General features: G+C 68.3%; 22 protein-coding genes. 13 read left to right on the forward strand and 9 right to left on the reverse strand.

Features of this window, described 5'->3' with window-relative positions; all coding sequences use genetic code 11:
* Positions 1–48: 48 nt before the first annotated feature.
* The 12 genes from KF941_RS25525 (at position 49) to KF941_RS25580 (ending at position 14,931) form a co-directional block, all read left to right on the forward strand.
* Positions 49–1,497: an amidase gene (locus tag KF941_RS25525; RefSeq protein ID WP_214274957.1), complete on the forward strand. Its 1,449-nt coding sequence runs from the start codon at positions 49–51 to the stop codon at positions 1,495–1,497.
* Positions 1,482–2,102, forward strand: coding sequence for a TetR family transcriptional regulator (locus tag KF941_RS25530; RefSeq protein WP_214274958.1), 621 nt, complete (start codon positions 1,482–1,484; stop codon positions 2,100–2,102). The genes KF941_RS25525 and KF941_RS25530 overlap by 16 nt, the downstream gene beginning before the upstream one ends.
* Positions 2,103–2,393: 291 nt before the next feature.
* Positions 2,394–4,223 (forward strand): SLC13 family permease, encoded by a 1,830-nt coding sequence (locus tag KF941_RS25535; protein WP_214274959.1) that lies wholly within the window; start codon positions 2,394–2,396, stop codon positions 4,221–4,223.
* A gap of 283 nt (positions 4,224–4,506) precedes the next feature.
* Positions 4,507–5,379 carry an EamA family transporter gene (locus KF941_RS25540; protein WP_214274960.1) on the forward strand — a complete coding sequence of 291 codons (873 nt, stop codon included), beginning with the start codon at positions 4,507–4,509 and terminating at the stop codon, positions 5,377–5,379.
* Positions 5,380–5,874: 495 nt separating this feature from the next.
* Entirely contained in the window at positions 5,875–6,984 is a 1,110-nt protein-coding gene (locus KF941_RS25545; RefSeq protein ID WP_214274961.1) for a cytochrome P450, read from the forward strand.
* Between the two features lie 368 nt (positions 6,985–7,352).
* The gene (locus KF941_RS25550; protein WP_240540622.1) at positions 7,353–7,922 is read left to right on the forward strand and encodes a flavin reductase family protein; all 570 of its coding nucleotides are present in this window, start codon (positions 7,353–7,355) and stop codon (positions 7,920–7,922) included.
* 30 nt (positions 7,923–7,952) lie between these two features.
* Positions 7,953–8,267, forward strand: a complete 315-nt coding sequence (locus KF941_RS25555) for a sensor histidine kinase (RefSeq protein WP_346429029.1) — start codon at positions 7,953–7,955, stop codon at positions 8,265–8,267.
* Between the two features lie 437 nt (positions 8,268–8,704).
* The gene (locus KF941_RS25560; protein WP_072461841.1) at positions 8,705–9,937 is read left to right on the forward strand and encodes an aromatic ring-hydroxylating dioxygenase subunit alpha; all 1,233 of its coding nucleotides are present in this window, start codon (positions 8,705–8,707) and stop codon (positions 9,935–9,937) included.
* Positions 9,938–9,942: 5 nt separating this feature from the next.
* On the forward strand, positions 9,943–10,971 hold the full coding sequence (locus KF941_RS25565) for a hybrid-cluster NAD(P)-dependent oxidoreductase (RefSeq protein ID WP_214274962.1): 1,029 nt from the start codon (positions 9,943–9,945) through the stop codon (positions 10,969–10,971).
* 121 nt (positions 10,972–11,092) lie between these two features.
* Complete coding sequence (locus KF941_RS25570) at positions 11,093–12,676, forward strand: NAD(P)/FAD-dependent oxidoreductase (RefSeq protein WP_214274963.1); 1,584 nt, start codon at positions 11,093–11,095, stop codon at positions 12,674–12,676.
* Complete coding sequence (locus KF941_RS25575; protein WP_214274964.1) at positions 12,663–13,856, forward strand: FAD-binding oxidoreductase; 1,194 nt, start codon at positions 12,663–12,665, stop codon at positions 13,854–13,856. Before KF941_RS25570 ends, KF941_RS25575 begins: the two co-directional genes overlap by 14 nt.
* Before the next feature lie 79 nt (positions 13,857–13,935).
* The gene (locus KF941_RS25580) at positions 13,936–14,931 is read left to right on the forward strand and encodes a GlxA family transcriptional regulator (protein ID WP_052095713.1); all 996 of its coding nucleotides are present in this window, start codon (positions 13,936–13,938) and stop codon (positions 14,929–14,931) included.
* A gap of 8 nt (positions 14,932–14,939) precedes the next feature.
* Here the strand turns inward: KF941_RS25580 and KF941_RS25585 are convergent, their stop codons facing one another.
* The 9 genes from KF941_RS25585 to KF941_RS25625 form a co-directional block, all read right to left on the reverse strand.
* Positions 14,940–16,265, reverse strand: coding sequence for an MmgE/PrpD family protein (locus tag KF941_RS25585; RefSeq protein ID WP_214274965.1), 1,326 nt, complete (start codon positions 16,263–16,265; stop codon positions 14,940–14,942).
* Positions 16,266–16,275: 10 nt separating this feature from the next.
* Positions 16,276–17,838 (reverse strand): long-chain-fatty-acid--CoA ligase, encoded by a 1,563-nt coding sequence (locus KF941_RS25590; RefSeq protein ID WP_214274966.1) that lies wholly within the window; start codon positions 17,836–17,838, stop codon positions 16,276–16,278.
* A gap of 16 nt (positions 17,839–17,854) precedes the next feature.
* Positions 17,855–19,045 carry an acyl-CoA dehydrogenase family protein gene (locus tag KF941_RS25595; protein WP_214274967.1) on the reverse strand — a complete coding sequence of 397 codons (1,191 nt, stop codon included), beginning with the start codon at positions 19,043–19,045 and terminating at the stop codon, positions 17,855–17,857.
* Between the two features lie 12 nt (positions 19,046–19,057).
* The gene (locus tag KF941_RS25600; RefSeq protein WP_114537418.1) at positions 19,058–19,933 is read right to left on the reverse strand and encodes a nitrilase-related carbon-nitrogen hydrolase; all 876 of its coding nucleotides are present in this window, start codon (positions 19,931–19,933) and stop codon (positions 19,058–19,060) included.
* 64 nt (positions 19,934–19,997) lie between these two features.
* Positions 19,998–20,882 (reverse strand): glycine betaine ABC transporter substrate-binding protein, encoded by an 885-nt coding sequence (locus KF941_RS25605; RefSeq protein WP_214274968.1) that lies wholly within the window; start codon positions 20,880–20,882, stop codon positions 19,998–20,000.
* 37 nt (positions 20,883–20,919) lie between these two features.
* Positions 20,920–21,642: an ABC transporter permease gene (locus KF941_RS25610; protein WP_072461849.1), complete on the reverse strand. Its 723-nt coding sequence runs from the start codon at positions 21,640–21,642 to the stop codon at positions 20,920–20,922.
* Positions 21,639–22,787 carry a betaine/proline/choline family ABC transporter ATP-binding protein gene (locus tag KF941_RS25615; protein ID WP_214274969.1) on the reverse strand — a complete coding sequence of 383 codons (1,149 nt, stop codon included), beginning with the start codon at positions 22,785–22,787 and terminating at the stop codon, positions 21,639–21,641. The genes KF941_RS25610 and KF941_RS25615 overlap by 4 nt, the downstream gene beginning before the upstream one ends.
* 25 nt (positions 22,788–22,812) lie before the next feature.
* The gene (locus KF941_RS25620) at positions 22,813–23,463 is read right to left on the reverse strand and encodes an ABC transporter permease (RefSeq protein WP_036750581.1); all 651 of its coding nucleotides are present in this window, start codon (positions 23,461–23,463) and stop codon (positions 22,813–22,815) included.
* A 607-nt stretch (positions 23,464–24,070) separates the two neighbouring features.
* A complete protein-coding gene (locus KF941_RS25625; protein ID WP_036750583.1) occupies positions 24,071–24,976 on the reverse strand; it encodes a LysR family transcriptional regulator in 906 nt (301 codons plus the stop codon).
* 146 nt (positions 24,977–25,122) lie between these two features.
* Between KF941_RS25625 and KF941_RS25630 the strand changes: the two genes are divergently transcribed.
* Complete coding sequence (locus KF941_RS25630; protein WP_214274970.1) at positions 25,123–26,157, forward strand: ABC transporter substrate-binding protein; 1,035 nt, start codon at positions 25,123–25,125, stop codon at positions 26,155–26,157.
* Positions 26,158–26,170: the final 13 nt, after the last annotated feature.

Raw genomic sequence — 26,170 nt, forward strand, 5'->3', positions numbered from 1 at the left:
CGGATTTCGCGTTAAAAGAGAATACGCGATTCTCTTATGGAGGCGGGTATGAACGCCGACCAAACCGACACCACCGACCTGCCGCTGGTCGACCTGGACGCGACGGCCCAGGCCGAGATGGTCAGCACCGGCGCGGCGACGCCGATGGACCTGCTCACGGCCGCGATCACGCGATGCGAGGCGCTGAACCCGGCGCTGAACGCCCTGGCCTCGCTGGATGCCGATGCCGCCCGGCGGCGCGTCGAGGCGCTGGCGCCGGGTGGTGCCTTCCATGGCGTCCCGACCCTGCTGAAGGATCTGCTGGCCTGGCCCGGCCTGCCCATCGGGCTCGGCTCGCGGCTGATGGCGGGACAGGTCGCGCCGCAGGGCTCGGCCTATACCGAGGCGCTGGAGGCCGCCGGGCTGGTCGTGCTGGGCAAGACCACGACCTCGGAATTCGGGCTGCTGGGCACGACCGAGCCGCTGGCCACGGGGCCCACGCGCAATCCCTGGGATCTGACGCGCTCGACCGGCGGCTCGTCGGGGGGCGCGGCCGCGGCGGTGGCTGCGGGGATGGTGCCGGTGGCGCATGGCTCGGACGGCGGCGGTTCGATCCGCGGGCCGGCGGCGCTGTGCGGCGTCTTCGGCTTCAAGCCGGGGCGCGGGCGGACCAGGCCCGCGGGCATCCCGCCCGAGGCGCCGCTGGCGGGCATCCTCAGCGATCACTGCCTTAGCCGCACGGTCCGCGACAGCGCCACATGGCTGCGCGCGACCGAGGCGCAGGGGCTGCCCGATCCGCTGCCCGAGGCATCGGCGCTGGCCGGTGATCCGCCGGCCGGGCTGCGGATCGGCTGGTTCGCGCGGGACTGTTTCGGCGAGCTGCCCGAGCCGGAGGTGCTGGCCGGGCTGGAGCGGAGCGTCGCGCTGTGCCAATCCCTCGGCCACCGGCTCGTTCCCGTCGAGGGGCCGCGGCTGGACCGCGCGCTTGTGGGCCAGGCGATGTTCGACCTGATGGCGGTGACGACGGCGGGCATGATCGAGATGCTGGCGCCGGGACGCGAAGACGCCGCCGGCCTGCTGGAGCCCTATACGCGCTGGCTGGCCGATCACGGGCGCGGCTTGGCCCCGCCGCGCATCGGCGAGGCGATGCAGGTGATCGCCGCTTCCGGCGCGGCGCTGACGGATTGCCTGGACGGGGTCGATCTGCTGCTGTCGCCGACCATTCCCTTCACCGCCTTTGCGCTTGGCGCATTCGCCCCCGGCACGGCCAACGAGGTGCTGCGCGCCCATTTCGAGCGCAGCGCGGGATATACCGCGCCGGCCTCGCTGGCCGGCTGCCCGGCGATGTCGGTGCCGCTGCATGTCGGCCGGTCCGGCCTGCCGGTCGGCAGCCATTTCGTCGCGCGGGCGGGCGATGACGCGCTGCTCTTTCGCCTTGCCTTCCAGCTTGAACGGGCCGCGCCGTGGCTGCCGCGCCTGCAGGCCCTGTCGCAGAGGCCGGCATGGCGCAAGTCCTGAAGGAGGGCCTGCGGGCGCGGATCCTCCAGGCGGCGGGATCGGAATTCGCCGCCCGCGGCTTCGCGGCCGCGCGGCTTGCCGACATCGCCCGGCAGGCGGGAACGACGGCCAGCAACCTCTACAAATACGCGCCGGACAAGGAGGCGCTGTTCCTGCAAGTCGTCCCGCCGGACCTGGTCGCCCGCCACATGGACCTGCTGCGCGCCCGCCTGGCGGGGTTCGAGCGGGGCGAGGCCTGGACCTTGCTGACCGCCGACGGGTCGGCGGCGGCGGCCGGGTTGCTGGCGTTCTGGGCCAGCCATCGCCATGCGGTGGCGATCCTGATGAGCAATGCCCAGGGCACCCGCTACGAGACCATGCGCGAGCGGATGATCGAGGAGATGGCGACCGGCGCCATGCTGCGCTTTCCGCGCGGGAACGATCCGGCGCTGGCCTTCGTGCTGCGCCGGATCTTTTCGGCCACGCTCGACACGATCTCCGCCATCCTGCGGGAATACGAGCGGCCCGAGGACATCGGCGAGGCGATCCGCCATTTCTGGCGCTTCCAGCTGGCCGGGCTCCAGGCCCTGCTGGTCGAGGGAAGCCGGGAGACGGGCCAGACGTGATGCGACCGGCGGATGGCCTGGGCAGAGCGCCGGCGAGGGGTCGGTCTGGCGGGCAAAGGCAGCCGGAATGATCCTCCTCATGCTGCGAAGCAGCGTTCCTCGAGCGGACATGCGAATGCGATCCGGGGCTGGTGGCGGGGCAATCCTGGTCGGCCTCAAGACGGAAGCGGCGGGCTCGTTCCTGGCGGGCAGCTTGACGCCGCCGGGTCTTGCTGACGAAGTTCGACCCGGCCCCATGATGCAGGACGTGGCAAGGCGGCCGGAAACGATGCATGTTCGAGAGGCGGGAAGATGGCGACGGAACTGCTGATTGTGCTGGGGCTGCTGGCTGCGGCGATTGCGATGTTCGCCCTCAACCGGCCGCGCATGGACGTGGTCGCGATCCTGGCGCTAGTGGCCTTGCCGCTGACCGGCATCATCAGCCTCGACGAGGCGCTGGCCGGTTTCAGCGACCCCAATGTCATCCTGATCGCCGCGCTTTTCGTCCTGGGCGAGGCGCTTGTGCGCACGGGCGTCGCGCAGCGCACCGGCGATCTGCTGGTGCGCCGTGCCGGCGCGTCCGAGATGCGGCTGATCGTGCTGCTGATGGCGGTCGTTGCCGGGATCGGCGCCTTCATGAGCTCGACCGGCGTGGTCGCGATCTTCATCCCCATCGTGCTGCGGATCGCGGCGAAGATCGGCGCGGCGCCGGGGCGGCTGATGATGCCGCTGAGCGCGGCGGCGCTGGTCAGCGGGATGATGACGCTGGTCGCCACGGCCCCGAACCTGGTGCTCGACAGCCTGCTCAGGCGCGAGGGGTACCAGGGCTTCGGCTTTTTCGACTTCACGCCATTCGGGCTGCCGATCCTGCTGCTGGGGATCGGCTACATGCTGATCGCCCGCCGCTGGCTGGCGACCGACAGCCCGGCCAGCGTCAATCGGCGGCCGAGGCTTGCCGACTGGATCGCCAGCTATGGCCTGGCCGGGCGCGAGTTCCGCCTGCAGCTGTCGGCCCGGTCGGGGCTGGTCGGCAAGCGGCTCGACCAGCTTGATCTGCGCGGGACGGCGGGGATCAACATCCTGGGGATCGAGCGGTCGACCGCCTATGGCCGACGGCTGATCCAGCCGCGCGCCGACACCGTATTGCAGGCCGAGGACGCCCTGTTCCTGGACGTGTTCGGCGAAGGCACGGATATCGAGGCTTTCTGCACCAGCCATGGGTTGCGGCGCCTGCCCATTTCGGGGCGCTACTTCACCGACCACGCGCAAGAGATCGGCATGGCCGAGCTGATCGTGCCGCCCGATTCGCCGCTTGTCGGCAGAAGCATCGCGCAGTCGCGGTTCCGGTCGGTCCACGGCCTTGCCGTCGTCGGCCTGCGCCGCGACAACCGGCCGATCCGGGATGTCGATGCGCGGACCGTGCTGCGCGGCGGCGACGTGCTGCTGTCGGTCGGTCCCTGGAGCCGGATCCGGCAGGTGCATCAGGGCCGGGATCTGGTCGTTCTGGCCCTGCCGGAAGAGATCGATGAGCTGTTGGAGGCGCCTTTCCGGGCCGTTCCCGCCGTCGCCATCCTTGCCCTGGTCGTCATGATGATGATTACCGGCATGGTTCCCAATGTGCTGGCGGCGCTGATCGGCTGTCTGCTGATGGGGCTTTTCGGCTGTGTCGACATGGCCTCGGCCTATCGTTCGATCCATTGGCAGAGCCTCGTGCTGATCATCGGCATGTTGCCCTTTTCGCTGGCGCTTCAGAAGACAGGCGGCATCGAGCTGGCAGCCGAGGCGCTGCGCGCCATGGTCGGGGATTCGACGCCCCGCGCCGCGCTGGCATTGATCTTCGTGACCACGACGGCGCTGGGCCTGTTCATCTCGAACACGGCGACCGCGGTCTTGATGGGGCCGGTCGCGCTGGCCCTGGCGTCCGACCTTGGGGTGTCGCCCCATCCTTTCGCGATGACCGTGGCGCTGGCGGCATCGGCCGCCTTCCTGACGCCGGTGTCTTCGCCGGTCAATACCCTGGTCGTAGGTCCGGGCGGCTATGGGTTCTGGGATTTCACCCGGATCGGTTTGCCGCTGGTCGCCATCGTCCTGATCGTCGCGATCGGGCTGGTGCCGGTGATCTTCCCCTTCCATCCGGGATGAACGGGAAGCGGCCCGCCGGATCTCGCAAGGACGAAAGCCGCCGCGAAATCCGCGCCGCCACGACGGCTTTGCGGGGCGAAGCTGCCGGTCGGCTCTTGATGCCTCTGCCCGGCAATGGTTAGAATTCCCGGCATCGACCGAGTGGCAACTAGGGTTCCGGGCGATCTGCCGCTGGACCGAGCGTTGCAGAGACCGGGGAAGTTCCCCGGCTGCACCCAAGGGACAAAAGCCCAGGGGAGGAGACGTCGAGATCAACCGCGCCGATGGCGCAAAGGGGGTCTCAATGACGCTTGCCTCGCTGCTTCTTGTCGTTCTTGCATCCTTCATCCATGCCAGCTGGAACCTGCTGGCCAAACGTGCCGCCTCGGTCGGGCCGGTGTTCGTCTTTGCCTATAACCTGGTCGCCTGCGTCGCCTATGCGCCATGGGTGATCTGGCTGCTGGCGCAGGGCGGCGTCGACTGGACCAGGGAAGGCATCGGCTTTGTCCTGCTCAGCGGGCTGATCCATCTGGCCTACAGCCTGTGCCTGCAGCGCGGCTACAGGGTGGCGGACCTGTCGGTGGTCTATCCGGTGGCGCGGGGGACCGGGCCGATGCTGTCCTCGATCGGCGCATTCCTGATCCTGGGGGAAAGCCCGACCGGCACGGGCCTGGTCGGGCTGGTCCTTGTCGTTCTCGGCATCCTGCTGATCGCCACGCAGGGAAGGCTGGCCGCCTTCGCCCGCCCCGGCGGGCAGGCCGGGGTTCGATGGGGCACGGCGACGGGCGGGCTGATCGCCAGCTATACCGTGGTCGATGCCTATGCGGTGAAAGCCCTTGGTATCGCGCCGGTGGTGCTCGACTGGTTCTCGAACCTGCTGCGGTTCTTCCTGCTGCTGCCGCTGGTGCTTGCCAACCCTCGCCGTGCCATGGGCGCGATGCGGGGCCATTGGTGGGCCGCCTTGGGCGTGGGGCTGCTGTCGCCGCTGTCCTATATTCTGGTGCTTGCCGCGCTGACGGGTGGCGCACCGCTCAGCCTTGTCGCGCCGATGCGTGAAATGTCGATGATGGTCGGCGCGCTGATGGGGATGCTGATCCTGCGAGAGGCGGTCGGCCCGTGGCGGCTGGCTGGTTGCGGCGTGCTGATCGCGGGCGTGATCCTGTTGTCGGCATCGTGACGACCGCGACGGTCCACCATGCGCTCTGCGCATCATCGCAGGAGGTTCGGCCGGCCCGCTGCCTGCGCGCCCAGCCAGGGGCGGGTCCGGCGCGGATCTGCGCAAAGCGGTCGCCCGTGCTTGCCGCAAGGATGCTTCCGTATCGGCGATAGAGGATAAACGCTTCATTGGAAGCGGCCCCGCCGCCGGATCAAAGAACGCCGCCGTTCGGGTGCCACGCTTCTGCGAGGTGGAAGCCGGGGCAGCGCGCCAGGAAGCCCTTTGGCATCGGGTTTACCACCTGCGGCATTGGTCGAAGGAAGGTCGGCTGGCATTCACGCAAATGCCGGATGGTATTGCCCTGCCTCTTGCCCGGCCAGGGCCAGGGCCCTATTTTCCGGGGCGAAAGGACAGTTTCATGCATCAGTCGATCCGCAAGCGCTAAGGATCCGGTTTCCGGTTTCGCCACCCCTGCCTGCCGGCGGGGTGTCCTTTTGCACTTGCTGGACTGACATCATGAAAACCTTCCACACCTTCGACACCCCCGATGGCTGGGCTTCCGCCGCCGAGGCCTTCCGCGACGATTTCGCCACGGGCGAGCGTATCCAGGTCGCGCCATGGGGAGGTTATGCCATCCTGGGCCACCGGGAACTGGTCAGCCTCGCCCGCGATCCGCTGGCCGACGGCATGGCGCCCGATCCCGCCGCGATGGCGGATACGCCCGCGCTGCTGTCGCTGCTCGACCGGGCGCTTTTCACCAAATCCGGCGATGCCCACCGGACCCAGCGGGCCGCGCTGATCGCCGCCTTCAATACCGTGCCGCTGGCCGGGATCGCGCGCGAAGCGGTGCGGCGGGCGCTGCCCTCCGGCCCGGCCCGGATCGACCTCAGGGCCGGGTTGATCGCGCCGGTCGTGCGCCGGGTCTGGGGCGAGATCATCGGGCTTGACGCGACGGCGGCCCTGCAGTTGGAAGATGCGGTGCGGGACATGGCCCATGTCCTGTCCCTTTCGCCCGATCCGGCCAAGGCCCATCTGGCCGAAGCGGCCGCCGGCAGGGTGCGGGACCTGTCGCTGGCGGCGCTGGAGGGCGGGACGCCCTTTTCGCGGAACCTGCGGGACCGGCTGGGCGACGGGCTGGCCGCCGACCTGATCGCGGGCATGGCCTTCGACGCCATCGAGTCGGCCGCCACCGGGCTGGATGCGGCGCTGCGGGTGGCCTTTGCGCATCGGCGCCAGGTGACGGCGACGGCGCAATGCGCCAACGAATGCCTGCGCCTGGCCAGCTCCACCCCGATGACCATGCGGCTGACGACGGGCAGGATTGCCCTGGGCGATCTGGCGATGCAGGCCGGGACCGTCCTGTCGATGGTCTGGGCCGCGGGCAATCACGACCCGCTGGCGTTTCCGGCGCCGGAACGGTTCGACCCCGACCGCCAGGGCGCGCGCCCGCTGATGTTCGGCACGGGGCAGCATGCCTGCCTGGGCCACGCGATCATCCGGGCGACCTTGGTGCAGCTGCTCGGCGTGCTGGAGGCATTCGCCCCCGAGGCCGGCACCCCGCCAGCACGCTGGTCGCCGTTTGCGAAGGACTCTCTGCCCGCCCTCGGCATCCGTTTCGAGGGCTGATCGCCGCGGGTGGGCCGGTCCATGAATGCCGCAGCCCACTCATGGCCCTTTCCTGGGGCGATGCAGATCGCGCCTTGTTTGCAGCGGGCCGCACCTTGCCCGAGTTCCCGACTTTCGCCGCGGGGGCTGCGGCCGATGCTGCGATTGGCAGCCCGCATCGGCCGTGCCAGAGTGAGGAAGAAGACCCGCGACAGAAGCAGCCGATGACGACGGCACCGCAGCATGGTCCCTCTGGTCCCGAGCCGGATCGGTGCGCCGCTGGCCGGGGAGAGGCGGTCCCTGCCACGGCCCGGACCGGGCGCGCTGGGGTTGGGCGTCGATCCCTGTCGTGGATGGCGAACCAGCCTGCCGGATCGAAGGGGAGGCGGATGAGCGAAACAGGAAAGGAAAGCATCATGAAGGAACTGCCGCTGAGCCGCGCCTTCACCCTGATCGAGCCGGGACCAGTGACGCTGGTCACCACGCATGACGGCGCGAGGGACAACGTGATGACCATCACCTGGACCATGGTGATGGATTTCACCCCGCGTTTCGCCATCACCACCGGGCCATGGAACCATTCCTGGACCGCGCTCGGCGAGACCGGGGAATGCGTGATCGCCATCCCGACGCTGGACATGATCGACACGGTGATCGGCATCGGCACCTGCTCGGGCGCCGAGGTGGACAAGTTCCAGCGGTTCGGCCTGGCGCGCCTGCCCGCCCGCCATGTCCGCGCACCGCTGATCGGCGACTGCCTTGCCAATATCGAATGCCGCGTGGTCGATATAATCGAGCGGCACGGCATCGTCGTGCTGGACGGGCTGGCGGCCTGGTTCGACGGCGACCGTCAGGAAACGCGGACCCTGCATGCGGTGGGCGACGGCACCTTCGTCGTCGACGGAGACAGGCTCGACCGAAGGGAGGCGATGCGGTCGAAACTGCCCGAGGGGATATAGACGGAACCTTGCGGAGACCGGCGGCCGAGGGTGTATCAAAGCTCGGTATCCGGGAAGGCTTGCGAAGGCGAGTTCGGTGTCACGCCTCAGGGCCAGATCGTGCTTGACGTCATGGACGATGGGCGCGGCCTTTCGGCGGGCAACGAGACGCGGATCTTCGAGCCGTTCTTCACCACCCGCCGCGCCTCGGGCGGCACCGGCATGGGCGTTGCGGTGGTGCGCAACCTGCTTGCCGCCCACCGTGCGGGCATCATGCTGTGTTCATGCCAACCAACCCGGTTTCGCATTACCTTCGCCCCCCGGCGCGACAGGCTGAGCCCCGCGCTCGACGGACCCAAAGCATGATGCCGACCGGCCCTGCTGGTTGCCGGCAGCGCTTCCCGACCCCGGCCGCGACGACAAGCGGATCAGGACCAATCCGCGGGCTTGTTCGTGATCGCGCTGGGGACATTGCTGCGGATTTTGCCATCCTCATTAGGCCGGGGGGCGGATCAAGCCATGCGACGGAGCGGCCCCATCCCCGTTCGGGGGCGGCCATGTTCCGTTTCGGCGATTGCCCTTGGCGCCCATGCGGGCTGGTCATGCAGGGCGCAAGCTGCAACCCGCCGGCGGGCATCCCATCCTTCCCTTTCCAGCCGCGGCAGGAACCTCTTTGCGTGGCTCGTCGGAAAGCTGACGGCCGATGTCGCATTGCTGCTGCGCCGGAACAAGGGCGCGGGACAGGATGCCCGCGAATGCCGAAATGCGTCCCCATCGGAAGGTTTCTCAAGAGGTTGCCGAGAATGCTGAAAGAACGGATAGCGGGTTTGCTCGACCAGCGCCGGCCCGGCCATTCCTTGCCCCGCGACTTTTATGTCGACGACGAGATCTTTCGCGCCGACATGCAGGCGGTGTTCGAAACCGACTGGATCTTTGCCTGCAACGTGGTCGAGATTCCGCGCCCCGGCGACTACCTGACGCTGAAGGTCGGCGACAATCCCGTCGTCGTGCTGCGCGACCGCGAGGGCGGGATCGCGGCCTTTCACAACAGCTGCCGCCATCGCGGCTCGCTGATCTGCCAGAAGGAGAGGGGGCGCGCGAACCGCCTGGTCTGCCCCTATCACCAATGGGTCTACGAACTGGACGGCAGCCTGATCAATGCCCGCCAGATGCCCGAGGATTTCGACAGGGCGGCCCATGGCCTCGTCCCGGTCCATGTCGAGGTGATCTGCGGCATGGTCTATATCTGCCTTGCCGAGCAGCCCCCTTCGCTGGCGCGCTTCCGCGCCGGGGTCACGCCCTATATCGCCCCGCACATGCCCGACCGCACCAAGGTCGCCTTCACCTCGACCATCGTCGAGGAAGCGAACTGGAAGCTGGTGATCGAGAACAACCGCGAATGCTATCACTGCGCGGGCAACCACCCCGAACTGCTGGTGACGCTGGTCGAATTCGCCCTGCCCGACGATCCGCTGGTCAAGGCGCAATTCCAGGGGCTGATGGACCGCTCGGCTGCGCGCTGGGACGGGCTGGGGCTGCCGCACAAGCCGGCCGAGGGCGGCGTCGAGTTCCGCTGCATCCGCCTGCCCTTCAACGAGGGTTGCCTGTCCTTCACCATGGACGGCAAGCCCGCGTGCAACAAGCTTCTGGCCGATTTCACCGAACCCGACCTGGGCTCGGTCCGCATGTTCCGGGTGCCGAACAACTGGAACCATTTCCTGTCCGACCACATCCTGCATTTCCGGGTGCTGCCGCTGTCGGCGAACCGGACCGAGGTGCGCACGACATGGCTGGTCCACGAGGATGCGGTCGAGGGCGTGGATTACGACCTTCGGCGCCTGACCGAGGTCTGGCTGGCCACCAATGACGAGGATCGCGTGCTGGCCGAGAACAACCATCGCGGCATCCTGTCGCGCGCCTACCGGCCCGGACCCTATGCGCCTTCCGAGTTCATGCTGAACAATTTCTCGGAATGGTATGCGGGCAAGATGGGTGATTTCACCGGCGGCCCGCAGGCGCGGATCGCGGCGGAGTAAGGCGCATGGACATGCAAGCCCCTTCAGCGGCCCTGCTGTCGCTGTCCTGCATCGCCGTCCGCGACGAGACGCCCACCGTCAAGACCTTCCGCCTGCGCGCAGGCGACGGCCCGGTGGGTTTCGTGCCCGGCCAGGCGCTGGCGCTGAGGGTGCCCTTGCCGGGGGGTCCGGTCTGGCGCAGCTTCACCATCTCGGGCGGCGCGGGGGGCGATCTTGAACTGACGATCAAGGCGCAGGCGCCGGGCGGCGCGACCCGCTGGCTGCACGGGAACCTGCGCGAGGGCAGGGGTATCCAGGCCCGCCCTCCGCGCGGCGCCTTCACCCTGGGGCTGCGCGGCAACGACCGGCTGGCCTTCGTCTCGGGCGGGTCGGGGGCCACGCCGATGATGGCGATGCTGCGGCATCTGGCGCAAACCGATCCCGAAGCCGATCTGGCGTGGTTCCACGCCGCCCGCGATCCGGCCGAGGTGCTCTTTGCCCGCGAACTGACCGAGATGCAGGGCCGGATGCCCAACCTGGCGGTGGCGGTCAGCGTCAGCCAGGCCGCCCCCGGCTGGTTCGGCTATCGCGGGCGGATCAACCGGGCGCGGCTGGCCGCCGCCATCTCCGACCTGGGGCGACGCGAGGTGTTCTGCTGCGGCCCGCAGGGCTTCATGCACGAGGTCCGGCTGATCCATGCCGCCGAGGGCGGCGCGCGGGCGCAGTTCCACACCGAAAGCTTCGGCGGTGCCGACTTGGCCCCGCCGCCCATGGCAACCGCCGCCGCCGATGCCCCCGGTTTCGGCCTGACCGTGAACGGCCGCGCCATCGGCATCCGCCCGGACGAGACGCTTCTGCAGGCCAGCCTGCGCCAGGGGGTCGTCATTCCCTGCGGCTGCGGCGCAGGCATGTGCGGCACCTGCATGGTGCGGATCGTCTCGGGCCGGGTCGACAGCCGGCCGAACGGCGGGCTGACGCCGGAAGAGGCGGCCGAGGGCTATGTGCTGGCCTGCTCGACCCGCGCGGCGTCGGATGTCGAGATCAAGCTGGCCTGACACCCGGATCACGGTCGGATTCCTTTTCCTTCCGGGCGGAAACCTGATGTCGGCGGGGCTGGCCTTGCCCCAAGGATGACCCTGCCGCGATGCCCGCCGACCAGCCACCAGAGGACGCAAGATGACTACAGACCCCCGATCCGTCGCCGGCAAGCGCCTTGAGATCGCGGAACGGACCCAGATCCTGATCGTCGGTGCCGGCCCCGCCGGGATCGCCGCCGCCCGCCACGCGCATCGGGGCGGCGCGCAGGTGCTGCTGGTGGACGAACATCCGGTGCCCTTCGAGACCATGGGCGAAAGCGTCCCGCAGATCTGGGGCGGCCGCATGGGCGGCGCGGTCCGCAACCGCAACGCCATGACCGAACGGATGCTGGAGGCGCGGCCCGATCTGGTCGAACTGTTCGAGGCCGGCATCGACATCCGCCTGGGCACCGCCTGCTGGGGGCTGTTCGCCAACCAGCCCAACCTGGGCTGGATGCCCGGCCTGGTCGCCGGGCTGGTGGACGAGGGCCAGGGCAGCCATCTGGTCGGCTTCGACCAGGCCATCGTGGCGAGCGGGCGGCGCGACATGGGGCTGGCCTTCCCCGGCTGGGATTTGCCCGGCGTGCTGGGCGCCGGCGCCGCGCTGATGCTGGCGCGGCTTTACGATGCGCTGGACAGCCGGCGCGCGGTCATGCTGGGCTCGACCCCCGAGGCGCTGCTGGCGGCGCTGGACCTGATCGACGCGGGCGTGACCATCGCCGCCGTGGTCGAACAGGCCGCCGCCCCCGCCGCGCCCCAGGATCTGGTCGCGCGCATCCGCGCCGCCGGGGTCGAGATCGTCACCGGCGAAGCGCCGCGCGGCGTCACCTCGGACGCGGATGGCGTCACCGGGCTGGTGCTGCGCAACCGCACCATCCCTTGCGATTCCGTGCTGCTGGGCGTGGGCGCGGTGCCGATGATCGACCTGCTGCATGCCGCGGGCGCGCGCTGTGCCTTCGACAACGATCGCGGCGGCTTCGTGCCGCTGCTGGGCGCGGGCGGCGAAACCAGCCTGCCCGGCATCCGCGCCGCCGGCGACTGCGCGGGCATCTGGCCCGCGAAAACCGCCGATCCCGTGCTGGCCGATGCCGAGGGGCGACTGGCCGCCGGGGCCGCGCTGGCGGCGCTGGGGCTGGCGGATGCTCCGGCCGAGAACGCGCCGCAGCCCGGCCCCGCCGCCGATCTGGGCGAATACCGCAAGGCCTGGGTCCGCGCCTCGGTGGTCGAGGCCGTGGCCGAGATGCCGGTCTGCCAATGCGAGGAGGTCACGGCGCGCGAGATCCTGGAGGTCAGCCCGCCGCGCTATCTGAACGCGCCGCATCTGCCGAACCTGACGCGCAGCCTGACCCAGATCCTGGGCGAGGGGCCGCCCGATCCCGACCAGATCAAGCGGCTGACCCGCGCCGGCATGGGGCCCTGCCAGGGCCGCCGCTGCCGCGAGCAGATCCAGGCGCTGCTGGCCTTGCAGGACGACCTGTCGCTGGGGGTGGTGCCGCTGGCCGGCTATCGCAGCCCGGTCCGGCCGATCAGCCTGGCCGCCGCCGCCATGCCCGAGGATCCCGCCATCGCCGCCGCCTGGGATTCCTGGTTCGGCATGCCGCGCCAATGGGTCCCCTTCTGGGATGTCGAGGAACATTACACGGTCGCCGCGCTTGCGACGGAGAAGGAACATGTCAGCGAATAACCCCATCCCCGGCATCGACGCCGGCGACGACAATCGCGGCGCCCCGGTCATCGTGATCGGCGGCGGCGTCACCGGCCTTTCCACCGCCTTCTGGCTGGCCGAGGCGGGGGTCGACGTGCTGGTGCTGGAACGCGGCATCACCGGCTGGGAGGCCTCGGGGCGCAATGGCGGCGGCTGCTCGCACCACCACAGCCCGCTTTTCGCCGAGGAACAGCGGCTGTGGCCGATGATGGACGAATTGCTGGGCTATCCGACCGAGTTCCGGCCGAACCGCATCCGCATCGCGCTGTCGCCCGAGCAGTTCGCACTTTACGGCCGCGCCGTGGCCAATGCCCGCAAGCAGGGCTTCCGCGCCGACGACCTGGATGCGCAGACGGTGCGCGAGCTGGTGCCGCTGGCCGGGGACAATGTCCATGCCGGGCATTACTATCACTTCGGCGGCCATGCGAACCCGCACCGCACCGTGCAGGCCTATGCCTGGGCGCTGCGCGACCGCGGCGGGCGGCTGCGCCAGCACGTCACCGTCACCGGCTTCCGGCGACAGGGCGACCGGGTGACGGCGGTCGAGACCGACAGGGGCGTCTTCGGCTGCGACCACCTGGTCATCGCGGCGGGCCCGCAGACCGGCCGGCTGGCCGCGATGCTGGAGGTGGCGATCCCCATGCGCGCCGCCCGCGCCGAGATGATCGTGACCGAGCCCCTGCCGCTGATGCCGCTGGGCGGGATCGACGGCAACGGGCTCTATGGCCGCCAGACCCTGCGCGGCAACCTGGCCTATGGCGGCGGCCCGCATGAATGGGTCGAGACCGAGGAACAACCGGGCGGGCCGCGCCCCTCGACTCCGCTGGCGGGCAGCATCGCCCGGCGCGTGGCCGAGCTTTTGCCCAAGGCCGCCCATGCCCGCGTCATCCGCAGCTGGGCTGGCATCATCGAGAACACCCCCGACGGCCGCCCGGTCATCGACCGTCCGGCACCGTGGCAGAACCTGACCGTCGCCACGCTGTCCGGCGTGGGCTTCGGCCTGTCGCCGGCCTCGGGCCGCGCGCTGATGCAGCTGGTGATGCGGGGGCATTGCGATTTCGCCGATCTCTCCAGCCTGCGGCTGGCCCGCTTCGACCGGCTGGAGCCGGACTGGGACGCGCTTCAGGGCTGGCTGCCCGCCGCGATGGCCTCGGCCTGATGCGGACCGCTTGAAGCAGGGCGACTTGAAGAGCGGGGCGGCTTGGCCGAACATGGCGCATCGCAACCCGGATCCGCCGATGTTCTACCATGACGCGGGCGAGCCCCTGTGCTTCGCCTTCCTGATGATCGAGGGGCTCTCGATGCTGAGCCTAGCCTCGGCGACGGAACCCTTGCGCGCCGCGAACCGCCTGCTGGGGCGCGACGCCTTTCGCTGGGATCTGTGCAGCATCGACGGCCAGCCGGTCATGCCTTCCTCGGGCATCCCGTTTCCGGCCATCCCCGTCGACCAGGCGATCGAGCGCAACCACGCCCTGTTCATCTGCGGCGGCGCGCGCGTCGATCCCCAGGACGAACGCCCCTATCTTGCCGCGCTGCGGCGGGCGGCGCATCGCGGCCGGGCCATCGGCGCCCTGTCCACGGCCAGTTACCTGCTGGCCAAGGCCGGGCTGCTGGACGGCTATCGCTGCACCATCCACTGGGAAAACCGCGCCGCCTTCGAAGAGGATTTCCCCCACCTGCCGATCACCGGCACGCTTTACGAGATCGACCGCAACCGGCTGACCTGTTCGGGCGGGACGGCCTCGATGGACCTGATGCTGCATATCATCGCTGACCTGCACGGGCGCGACCTGGCCAACGGGGTCGCCAACCAGTTCCACCATGCCCGCATGCGCGATGCGGGCGAGAACCAGCAGGGCGGCCGGGCCGAACAGATCGGCACCCTGCCGGGGACGATGCAGATGGCCATCCGGCTGATGCAGGCCAATATCGAGACGCCGTTGCAGATCGAAAGGCTGGCCGCGCTGACGGGGGTCAGCGAGCGGCAGATGGAGCGCAACTTCCGCAGCTTCCTGGGCATGACGCCGGCGCGCTGCTACCTGTCGCTGCGGGTCGAGCGTGCGCGCGAGATGCTGCTTTACACCGAACAGCCGATCATCGACATCGCGGTCGCCACGGGCTTCGCCTCGACCTCGCATTTCTCGAAATGGGTCAAGGAATTCTATGGGATACGCCCCAGCGAGATGCGCGAACAGGCACGCGCCGCGCGGGCCCGGTCGCGCCGCATCGCCTGAGCCGCCGCTCAGGTCGCGCCCAGCAGGCCGAACAGCGCCCCCGAGCCGCCGCCGTCGCCCAGCCGGTCCACGGTCCTTTCCAGTTCGGCGGCGCGGATCTCGCCCAGAACCGGCGCGGCATAGGCGCGGAACTTGGCGCGCACCGCATCCGTCGTTGCCGGCGCCTCGGGGTCGCCCGCCGCCTCGGTCGGGCCGGATTCCAGCACCTGGCCGCTTTTCATCACCAGCCGCACATCGGCAAAGCGGCGGGCCGGGAAGGCGGCATTGAAATCCTCGCGCTCGGTGACGGTCATGCCGGTGGCAAGGGCGCGGATCAGCGGGTCGGCCAGGCCGTCCTCGGCCACGTCCGCGGGATCGACGCGGCCCCGCACCAGCGCCACGGCGGCGGGATAGGCGGTGGAATACTGCGCCTCTTCGGTGCTGGCCGGATCGCGGGTGGCAAGGCGGCGGGACTGGTGGAAGGTGGCGATCTCGATCCGCTCGACCTGATCGGCGGTCACGCCATGCCGCGCCCGCAGGTCCAGCACCGCCTGGACCGAGGGCTGCGCCCAGCGGCAGACCGGCCAGGGCTTGAAATACTGCTCGGCGATGCGCCAGGTCGTGCCCAGATCGGCCCACAGGTCGGCCACATCCGCGCCCTCGACCGTGATCGCCGGGGCGCCGGTGAAACCATCCGCCGCCAGATAGGCGGCCGAGACCCCGGCCATCGCGCCCCAGCCCGAGCCGTCCTTGACCATGGTCGGGTGGTCGATGCAGCGCATCATCTGGCTGCGCGGGCCGTGATATTCGGCGATGCCGATGGCCTCGCGTGTCCTGGCGCCGTCCAGCCCCAGCACCCGCGCGCCCAGCGACGCCGCCGCAACCGCGATCCAGGCACCGGAGGTGTGATAGTCGCAGGCGGTGCGGTGCAGCGCGATGCCCGCGCGCGTCCCGATCTCATACCCGATGACCAGACCGGCCAGAAGCTCGCGGTCGTCCGCCCGCCCCTCGGCCTGCATCAGCGCCAGCAGGGCGGGCAGGCTGCCGCAGCCGACATGGCCCTTGGTCAGCTTGTGGCCGTCATGGCCGTCCAGCGCGTCGATGGTCATGCCGCCCGCCAGCGCCGCGCCCGCCGGGCTGACCATGCGGCCATCCATCAGCATCGGGGCCGCGCGGGTGCCCGCGCCGAAATGTGCCGCCGCGTGGTCGCGGATGATGCGCGACAGCCGCGTCCGGCTGCCGCCCGCCGCGACCCCCAGCAGGTCCAGAAGCCAGCGGCGGCCCAGGTCCAGCACCGCATCCGGCATGTCCGCCGCGCGCATGTCGTGCAGGAAATCGTGAAAGGGCGATGTCATGATGTCGTCCTCAGGCAGCCGGTTGCGGGGCGTGGCGCGCGACCAGTTCGCGCCGGAGCACCTTGCCGCTGGGGTTCAGCGGCAGGCTTTCCAGGAACTCGTAGCGGCGGGGCCGCTTGTAGGGCGCCAGATCCTCGCAGGCCTTGCAGAATGCGTCCAATGCCTGCGGGCTCAGCGCCGGGTCTGAGCGGACGACGAAGGCCGTCACCGCCTGGCCCCATTTCTCGTCCGCCAGCCCGACGACCGCCACCTCCTGCACGCCGGGGCAGCGATAGAGGATCTCCTCGACCTCGCGCGGATGGATGTTTTCGCCGCCCGAGACGATCATGTCGTCGGCCCGGCCGTGGAAATAATAGAACCCGTCCCGGTCCTGGCTGAACAGGTCGCCGGTATAGATCCAGCCCGCCTTCAGCTTCTTCTGCGTCTCGAAGGGGTTGTTCCAATAGCCCTGCATCGCCTGCGGGCCGCGCACGATCAGCTGGCCCACCTGTCCGCGCGGCACGGTTTCCGAGGGCGGCACCTCGCGCAGCGGGTCGTCGGTCACGATCCGGCATTCCGAAATCAGCGTCGGCTTGCCGCAGGATCCCAGCTTGCGCAGCGCGTCCTGCGGATGCAGCACCAGCGTCAGCGAGGCCTCGGTCATGCCGTAGCCGTTGAAGATCGCCGGGCAGAACTCGGCCATCACCCGCGCCATCGTCGCGGCGGAAATGGCCGCGCCGCCGGTGGTGATCAGCCGCAGCGAGGACAGATCCTGATCGCGGAAGCGCGGATGAAACAGCATCTCCTGGATCTGGGTGGGCACGGCGAACAGGGTGGTGATGCGCTCGGCCGCGATGGTGTCCAGCGTCTTTTCCGCCTCGTAGCGGCCGATCACGACATTGGTGCCGCCGACCAGCAGGTGCGGAATGAAATAGGCCTGCATCCCGCCCACGTGGTAAAGCGGCGCGATATGCAGCGCATTGTCGGTATGGTTCAGCGAATATTCCATGACGCAGTTCATCGCGATGGCGATGTCGTTGGCATGGGTGTGGATCACCCCCTTGGGCCGACCCGTCGTCCCCGAGGTATAGACCAGCGAGGAAATCGCATCCCCCGAGGGAATGATGCGTGGCTCGTCGCGGTCCGCGGTCTGCTCGGCCAGGGTTTCGAAATGCAGGTGGCCGGCGGGGATATGCGCCCGGTCGTAGGCGCAGCCGATGAAATCATGGACCGAATGCATCTGCGCCGCGATCCTTTCGACGTTCCCGGTCAGGCTGCGGCCATAGATCAGCACGCGGGCGCCGGAATCCTGCAGGATATGGGCGGCCTCGCCCGCCGAAAGGCGGAAGTTCATCGGCACCGCCACCGCACCGAGCATCTGGCAGGCGAAATAGGTCGTCACCGAGTTTTCAGAGGTGGAGACATAAAAGGCCACGCGGTCCCCCGGCCGCACCCCCAGGTCGGACAGCGCCTGCGCAAAGCGGCGCACGCGGGCCAGCCATTCGGCATAGGTCCAGCGCCGGTCCTCGAATACCAGGGCCAGGTGATCCGGGTAGCGGTCGGCGGAAGCCTCGAGAATGCGGGCGATATGCATCGGTTTCCCCTGCCTGTCACAGATTGGGACGGATCGCCGGCATCTCGCGTGCCGCGATCAGGTATTTGCACATCTCGGAGCTGCCGCCGACGATGGGCAGCGCGCGGGCGTCGCGGTAAAGCTGCTCGACCCGGCCGTATTGGCAGGTGACGCCGTCGCCGCCCAGGATCTGCACCGCGCGGTCGGAACAGAAGACGGCGGTTTCGGTCGCGACCAGCTTGGCCTGGCTGGCCTCGCGCATCAGATCCTTGCCGCCGATGCCGCCGTCATGCATCCTGGCCGCCCGCTGGGTCAGCAGTTCGGCCGCGTCGATCCGCCAGCTCATCTGCGCGATCATGTCCCAGATCAGCTGTTTCTGGCCCAGCCGCTCGCCGAAGCTGACGCGGCTTTGCGCGTGGTCCCGCGCCAGGTCGAAGGCCGCGCGCGCGACGCCCAGGCCCGAGCCGCCCAGGATCACCCGCTCGAAGTTGAAGGCGCCCAGCATGATGCGGAAGCCGGCATTCACCTGTCCCAGCAGGTTTTCCTCGGGGACGCGGACCCCGTCCAGCGCGACCTCGCCCACGACCGAGCCGCGCCGGCCCATGAAGTCGTAAAGGCGGGGAAAGGACAGGCCGGGGGTATCGGCGGGAACCAGCACCGCGCTCATGCCTTTTTGCGGGGCGGCGTCGGGATCGGTGATGCCCCAGACGATATAGACATCGGCCTTGGTCGCGTTCGAGATATAGCGCTTGAACCCGTCGATCACCCATTCGCGGCTGGCCGCGTCAAAGCGGATCGCGGTTTCCATGCCGGCGCTGTCGGAACCGACATTCGGCTCGGTCATGCAGATCGAGCCGACGGCGCGGCCTTCCAGGATCGGCATCAGGTAGCGTTCGCGCAGCGCCGGCCGGGCATGGCGGTGGATCGGGTAGGCGCAGGACAGGGCCGTGGCGACGGTCGTCTCGAAGGCGTAGTTCAGATAGGCGGCCTCTTCCGAGACGATCACCGCATGGGTCAGGCCGGGCCGCGACAGGCTGCCCGCGTAAAGGTCGGGGAACATCAGCTTCAGATAGCCGGCCTCGCCCAGGGCCCGCGCGACTTCCAGCTGGGCCGCGAAATCCTGGTCGCGCTCGATCCGGTCCACGCGCGGGGCCAGTTCGCGGGCCAGAAAATCGCGAATCTCGGCGCGGAAGGCCCGGTCCTCGTCATTCAGGAAGAAATCGCGCATCGTCGTCTTGCCTCATTCGCGGACGAAATCCGGGACGCCCAGGGTGTCGATCAGCCGCGCCGTCTCGCGCTGGACCAGCGCCAGGTTGCTGTCGCGCACGGTGGGCAGCAGGTGGCGCGCGCGGCGCAGCACGTCGTAATCCAGCGTCGCGGCGATGATCTCTTCGCCGGAACCGGCCACGGCCAGTTCGCGCCCGAAGGGATCGACGATGCGCGAACCGCCCCAGAAGGTCAGGTCGCGCTCGGTCCCGGTGCGGTTCACCATGACGACCGGAGCGCCATAGATCATCGCATAGAACCGGCAGGTCAGCGCCCAGCCGCCGGGGTTGTCGAAATCGGCGCCCACCGCCTCTTCGCCGGAACTGACCGGGCAGATCAGCAGGGTGGCGCCATGCAGGAAGGCCAGATGGGTCAGCGCCGGGTTCCAGACATCGGCGCAGATCAGCAGGCCCGCGCGCCAATGGCCGTCCAGCTCGCAGGTCTCGACGAAGCGGCCGGGCGCGTAATGCTTGCCCTCTTCCAGCTTGCCATAGGTGGGCAGGTTCACCTTGCGGTGCAGATGGATCATCCGCCCGTCGCACAGGATTGCGGCCGCGTTGTAGAATTGCGCGGCCGGCCCCTCCTCGATGAAGCCCAGCGTCACGGCCATCGGCCCCGCCGCCTCGGCCAGCCGCTTCAGCCGCGGATCCTTGCGCGACATGGCGGCGTCCAGCAGGTTCTCGGAGCCGTAATGGCCGGTCAGCGACAGTTCCGGCATGACCAGCATGTCCAGCCCGGCCTCGCGCCCCCGCGCGATCCAGTGCAGATGGCGGTCCAGGTTGGCGTCGACATCGCCGATCTCGCTGGAGAATTGCGCGGCCCCGATGGTGATCGTCTTGCTGGTCGTCATCGCCCCGGCCCTTTCGCATCACCACCCCGAGGGCAGGGGCGCCGCCGCCCCCGCCCGTTCCACCTCAGATAAGGCCGTTATCCTGCAGGAACTTCGCCGCCGCATTCTCGACCGAGACCTTGTCCACGTCGACGCTGGCATTCAGCGCGGCCATGACCTGATCGTCCAGCTTGGCCGAGACCTCGTTCAGCAGGTCGCCGATGCCGGGGTTCGCCTCCAGCACCTCGGTGCGGATCACGGGCGCCAGCGCATAGCTGGGGAAATAGCCCTGGTCGTCCTCCAGCACGGTGAAGTCGAAGGCGGGAATGCGGCCGTCGGTGGCAAAGACCAGCCCCACGTCGACCTGCCCGTCCCGCAGCGCCTGATAGACCAGCCCGGTATCCATGCGCTTGACATTGGCGCGGCCGAACTCGAAGCCGTAAGCGGTCTCCAGCGGCTTCAGCCCATCCGGGCGGGCATAGAATTCGGCGTTGGAGCCGAAGCTGAGCGCCTGGCCGCCATTGATCGCCGCCGCAAGATCGGAAATGGAGGCGATGCCCTTTTCGCCGGCATCCGCCGCGCGCATCGCCAGGCCATAGGTGTTGTTCGCCTGGGACGGGTTCAGCCAGACGATGCCCTTCTGGGCGTCCAGTTCCTTGACCGTGTCATAGGTCTGCTGGGGGTCCAGCTTTTCCTCGATCTTGTTGTAGGTGATCAGCGAAGTGCCGGTATATTCCCAGTAGACGTCGATCTGGCCGTTCTCCATCGCCTGGCGCACCGCGGCCGAGCCCATGCCGGCGCGATTGTCGACCCTGTGGCCGTTCGCTTCCAGCACCTGCTGCGTGATCGCGGACAGGATCTGCTGTTCGGTGAAGTTCTTGCCGCCGACGACGATGTCGTCCGCCTGCGCGCCGGTTGCGAATGCCGCGAAGGCAAGTGCCGCAAGGCCGGATTTGACGGTGATGTTCATGGTGTTAGCTCCCTTTGGCTGTTGGTTTTGTTCCGCCTTATCGAAGCGGATTCACGCCCTTCGGGATCAGCCGCAACTGCGCCTGTCCCATCAGGAAATCGACGGCCACGGCCAGCGCGGCCGTCGGGACCGCGCCCGCCAGCAGCATGCCCGTGTCCATGAGGTCGATGCCGGTGAAGATCAGTTCGCCCAGGCCCCCGCCGCCGATCAGGAAGGCCAGCGGCGTCGTGCCCACGTTGATCGCCAGCGCCGTGCGGATGCCCGAGAAGATGACATAGAGCGCATTCGGGATCTCGACCCGCATCAGGATCTGCCGCTGCGTCATGCCCATGCCCGTCGCGGCCTCCTTCAGGTGCGAAGGCACGGCCAGGAGCCCGGCATAGGTATTGCGCACGATGGGCAGGAGCGAGGCCACGAACAGCCCGAAGAAGGCCGGGGGAAAGCCGATGCCCAGAAGCGTCATCGACAATGCGATGACCGCAAGCGTCGGGATGGTGGTGCCGATGTTGAAGACCTGCATCACCGTCTCGGCATAGCGCTCCATCGAGGGGCGCGACAGCCAGATGCCCACCGGCACGCCCGCCAGGATCGCCGCGCCGCCGGAGCTGGCGACCAGGAACACGTGCTGGCGCGTCAGGTAGGTGATGTCGTCCCAGTATGCCGTGATCTGGTCCAGCAACCCCGAGGTCGCCACCCAGATGCCCAGCAGGAAGACCAGCAGCATCGTCGCCCCGCGCCCCAGACCCAGCCAGCGTGTCATGACGCCCCCTGTTCCGGTCCCGCGCCCTTGTCGGGGCCATAGGTCGCGCGCAAGGCCGCGGTCACGTCCGGCTGGGTGATGACGCCCGCGAAGCGGCCGTGATCGTCGGTGCAGGCCAGCCACATCGTGTCATGCGCGAACATTTCCGATACCACGGCACGCAGGTCCGCGCGGATCGGCACCGTGGCGGGCAGCGGATGGGCAAAGTCCCGGACCGCGCCCGAGGCGCCGGCCATCTCTTCGGCGGTCACGAAGCCCACCGGGCGACGGTCGCTGTCGATGACGACCGCGCGGCGCGCCTTTGCGACGGTCAGCTGGTGCAGCGCGTCCGACACCTTGGTCGACCGCGCGGTCACCGGCACCTCGGTGGAGGCCACCTCTTCGGCCGTGACCAGCCGCAGCCGCTTGAGCGTGCGGTCCGCGCCCACGAAATCGGCGACGAAGGCATTGGCGGGATGGGCCAGGATCATGTCGGGCGTGTCGTATTGCTCGATCCGGCCGGCGCGGAAGATGGCGATCTTGTCGCCCATCTTCACCGCCTCGTCGATGTCGTGGCTGACGAACATGATGGTCTTCTTCAACTCGGCCTGCATCTTCAGGAACTCGTCCTGGATGATCTCGCGGTTGATCGGGTCGATGGCGCCGAAGGGCTCGTCCATCAGCATGACCGGCGGATCGGCGGCCAGCGCCCGGATGACGCCGACGCGCTGCTGCTGGCCGCCCGACAGCTCCTTGGGATAGCGCCGCAGGAACTGGCGCGGGTCGAGCCCGACGAGGTCGAGCAGGTCGGCCGCGCGCTGCCGGGCCTTGCGGATGTCCCAGTTCAGCAGCCGGGGAACGACGCAGATGTTCTCCTCGACGGTCATGTTCGGGAACAGGCCGATCTGCTGGATCACATAGCCGATGTTGCGGCGCAGCTGGATATCGTCCAGCTGCGAGGTGTCCTGGCCGTCGATGTAGATCTTGCCGCTGGTAGGCGGGATCAGCCGGTTGATCATCTTCAGCGCCGTGGTCTTGCCGCAGCCCGAGGGCCCCAGCAGGATGCAGATCTCGCCGGTGGGCACTTCCATGTTCACCCGGTCGGCGGCCACGATGTCGGCGCCGGGGGTCTTGAATCTCTTGGTCAGGTCTTCGAGTCGGATCATCCGCAAAAGTCCTTGCTCGGAAGCGTCAGCGTTTCAGCCCGGCCGGGGTCAGCCGCTTTTGCAATTGCAAAAGCGCCCAGTCGGCCACGATGGCGAGAAGGGAGACGGCGAGAGCGCCGGTGACAAGCTGGCGCGGGTCGGTCTGCGAGATGCCGCGCGCGATCAGCACGCCCAGGCCGCCGGCGCCGATATAGGCGGCGATCGCCGCGACGCCGATGTTCATGACCACGGCGGTCCGCACGCCCGCCATGATGACCGGGATCGCGATGGGGATCTCGAGCCGGGTCAGCCGCTGAAAGGGCGTCATGCCCATGCCCGTCGCCGCCTCGCGCAGCGCCGGATCGACGTTGGTGATGGCGGTATAGGTGTTGCGCACGATGGGCAGCTGCGAATAGAGCAGGATCGCGATCACCGCGGGCAGCCAGCCGATCCCCTGGCCGATCTTGGACAGGATCGGGATCATCAGGCCGAAGAGCGCGATCGAGGGAATGGTGACGATGATCGAGGCTACATAGAGCACCCCGTCCGCGACGCGCCGGTTCTGGGTGATGGCGATGCCGATGGGCACGCCCGTCAGGATCGCCAGCCCCACGGCCACGGCAACGATCGAGATGTGCTCGCCCGCCAGACGCAGGATGACCGGCCAGTTATTCGCAATGAAACCAATTATTTCCATATCCGTCTTTCCCTCGGGCAGAGATGGAGGCCTGATCGGCGCTATCCCGGAATAGCCCGGTTGAAACGGCATCAAGTTGCGCCAATTCGTCATCAGCTTGCACGAATCCGTCGCGAGGACGGTTCAGGCGCCATTGAGCCGGGGCGGAGATCCTCCCTCCGCCGGATCGCATATCGCATATCTGTCGCATGGCTCCATCTTGCAACAATTCCGGCCGCAGGACCACCCTGCCGTGTCCGGCCGCCGGGGCCCATGGGACGGAATTGGTTGAAGGCGGAAGGATATCTGGCTCATCGCGACGATCCAGGGACGAAGATGAGCCAGCGAGGCGTTGACCGGAAAGCGGCCGCCGTTCGGGCGGATGAACTGCCGCGCGATGCGTATTTCTTGGCCTCGCCGCCAGTAGCGGGCCGGCCGTCGAGAGCCAGGTCGGGATGCCGCAGACCTGCTGCGCGCTGCGCCTTTGGCTGGCTGAGGGTCGTATCGGACCTCTCGGCGAACATCCTGGCAGGCATCGCCCGTATCGGCATCCGAAGCGGCGGGCTGGGCGGAACCCGCCGAATCTTCCGGCCATGGGCCGGGGGGTGCTACGGATATGCCTCGGGGTTCAGGAATCCAGGCGCATGCTTGCCATTTCTTTTGCAAGCGCGTTGCACATCAGATGCTTGGCCGGGTCGATCGGGCTTGAGGTCGATACGAAGATCCCCACCCGGATGTTTGCCAGCATCTCCTGGATCAGCGGCACGAAGCGGAGCTGGCCGTCCTCGACGTCGTCGTAGAAGCCGATCTTGGTGTAAAGCCCGATCCCGTGACCGCCCAGGATCATCTGCTTCGCAAGAAACAAAGTGTTCGTGAAGATATGCGTCGACAGCGGCGTCACCAATGTCGTGATCGCCTGGTCGATGATCGAATTGCCGCCTCGGGCGTCTATGGTGCGCACCAGCCTGTAGGCGGCAATGTCGTCGATGGTGACACTGGTCCGGCCCGCAAGCGGATGGTCGGGACGGACGATGACGCCGAAGGGCGCGGATTTTTCGGATAGCAGCCTGACGCCGGGATGGTCCGAGAACGTAAAGGCGATCCCGATCTCTGCCGCGCCGCCGGCCACGGCCTGCAAGGCGTCCTCGGGTTGGGCGGTCGTGACCGAGATCGAGATGTCGGGATAGATCTTGCCGAACTCATTCATCGCCCGAGGCAGGCAGCCCATCGCAATCGAATCGATCGTGTGGATATTGATATGCCCCGTGCGCAGATCGCGCATGTCGTCGATCAGGATCTTGGTGCGCTCGAAATCGTGAAGCACCGTGCGGCAATGCTCGAGAAGGATCGCGCCGACTGCCGTAAGCTCTACCCCCTCGGGGGTGCGGTCGAAGATCGAGACGCCCAGCCGCTGTTCGACGTTGAGGATCTTGCGGTTGACCGAGGTCGAGGAGACGTTGAGAAGCTGCGCCGCCTTGCGGATCGACCGCTGTCGGGCGACCTCGTCGAAATACTTCAGGAAGCTGGTATGCATGCTGCCTCCACGCGAAAGGGGGGTGATGCGTTTTCTGCACCACCGTTGGCAGAACTTTCTTCTATCTGCACTGCCTCTGCAACGCTAAAGTCAGGGCAACAAGGTCGAAACAAGGGCCGCCTTCCCACCAACAGAGAGATGGAAAGATGCGATACAGAGCAAGGATGGACCGGCGCAGCCTGCTGCGGGGTATGACGGCCCTTGGCGCCGCCTTTGTTGGAACCCGGATCAGCATCGAACGGGCCTGGGCCGACGACACCCATACGATCAAGCTGCAACTCGGCTGGCTGGCGGGGAATGGCATCCTGGGCGAGCTGGCCGCCGATCAGAACGGCTATTTCGCCGAGGAAAGGCTGGCGCTGGACGTCGTTGCCGGGGGTCCGAACGTGGACGGCGTTGCCTCGGTCGCGTCGGGACGGGCCGAGATCGGTTCCATCAGCTCCAGCCCGTCGCTGATGCTGGCACGCTCCCAGGGGCTGCCGGTCAAGTGCATCGCGGCGGGTTATCAGCAGCACCCCTTTACCTATTTCTCGCTTGAGAAGAACCCGGTGCGGGAGCCGAAGGATCTGATCGGCAAGACCGTCGCCACCAACGGCACCGCGCGGATCCTGTTGCAGGCGCTGCTGGCCGCCAACGGCATCCCCGAGGATCAGGTCGAGGTGCTTGTGATGGGCGCGGACATGTCGCCGCTGCTGACGGGCCAGGCCGATGTGGTGACGGGTTGGAAAACCAATGTCAGCGCCTTGTCGGTGCTGGGGCCCGAGCGGGTCGACATGACCCTGTGGGATGCGGGCATCAAGCTTTACGCCAATCCCTACTATGTCACCGACAAGTCGCTGAACGAAAACCCCGAGCAGGTCCGCGGGATGTTGCGCGCGATCGCCCGCGGCTGGGGCTGGGTGCATGACAATCCCGAGGCCGCCGTCGACATCCTCGTGTCGCGTTATCCCAACCTCGACCGGGATGCCGAACTCGCGGCGGTGGGTTCCGTGGTCGAATACAGCTTCAACGAGGTGACGCGCGAACACGGCTGGGGCACGATGACGCGCGAAAACTGGCAGGCGCAGATCGACATCTACGATCGCCTTGGCCAGTTCGAAGGCGCGGCGCCTGCGGCCGATGACGTCATGACCCTTTCGGTGCTGGATGAAATCGCCGCGGTGCGGCCGGTATACGGTTGAACGACATGATGGA

Origin of the sequence: Paracoccus sp. pheM1 (genome assembly GCF_018499825.1) — a bacterium.
Classification (GTDB): Bacteria; Pseudomonadota; Alphaproteobacteria; order Rhodobacterales; family Rhodobacteraceae; genus Paracoccus; species Paracoccus versutus.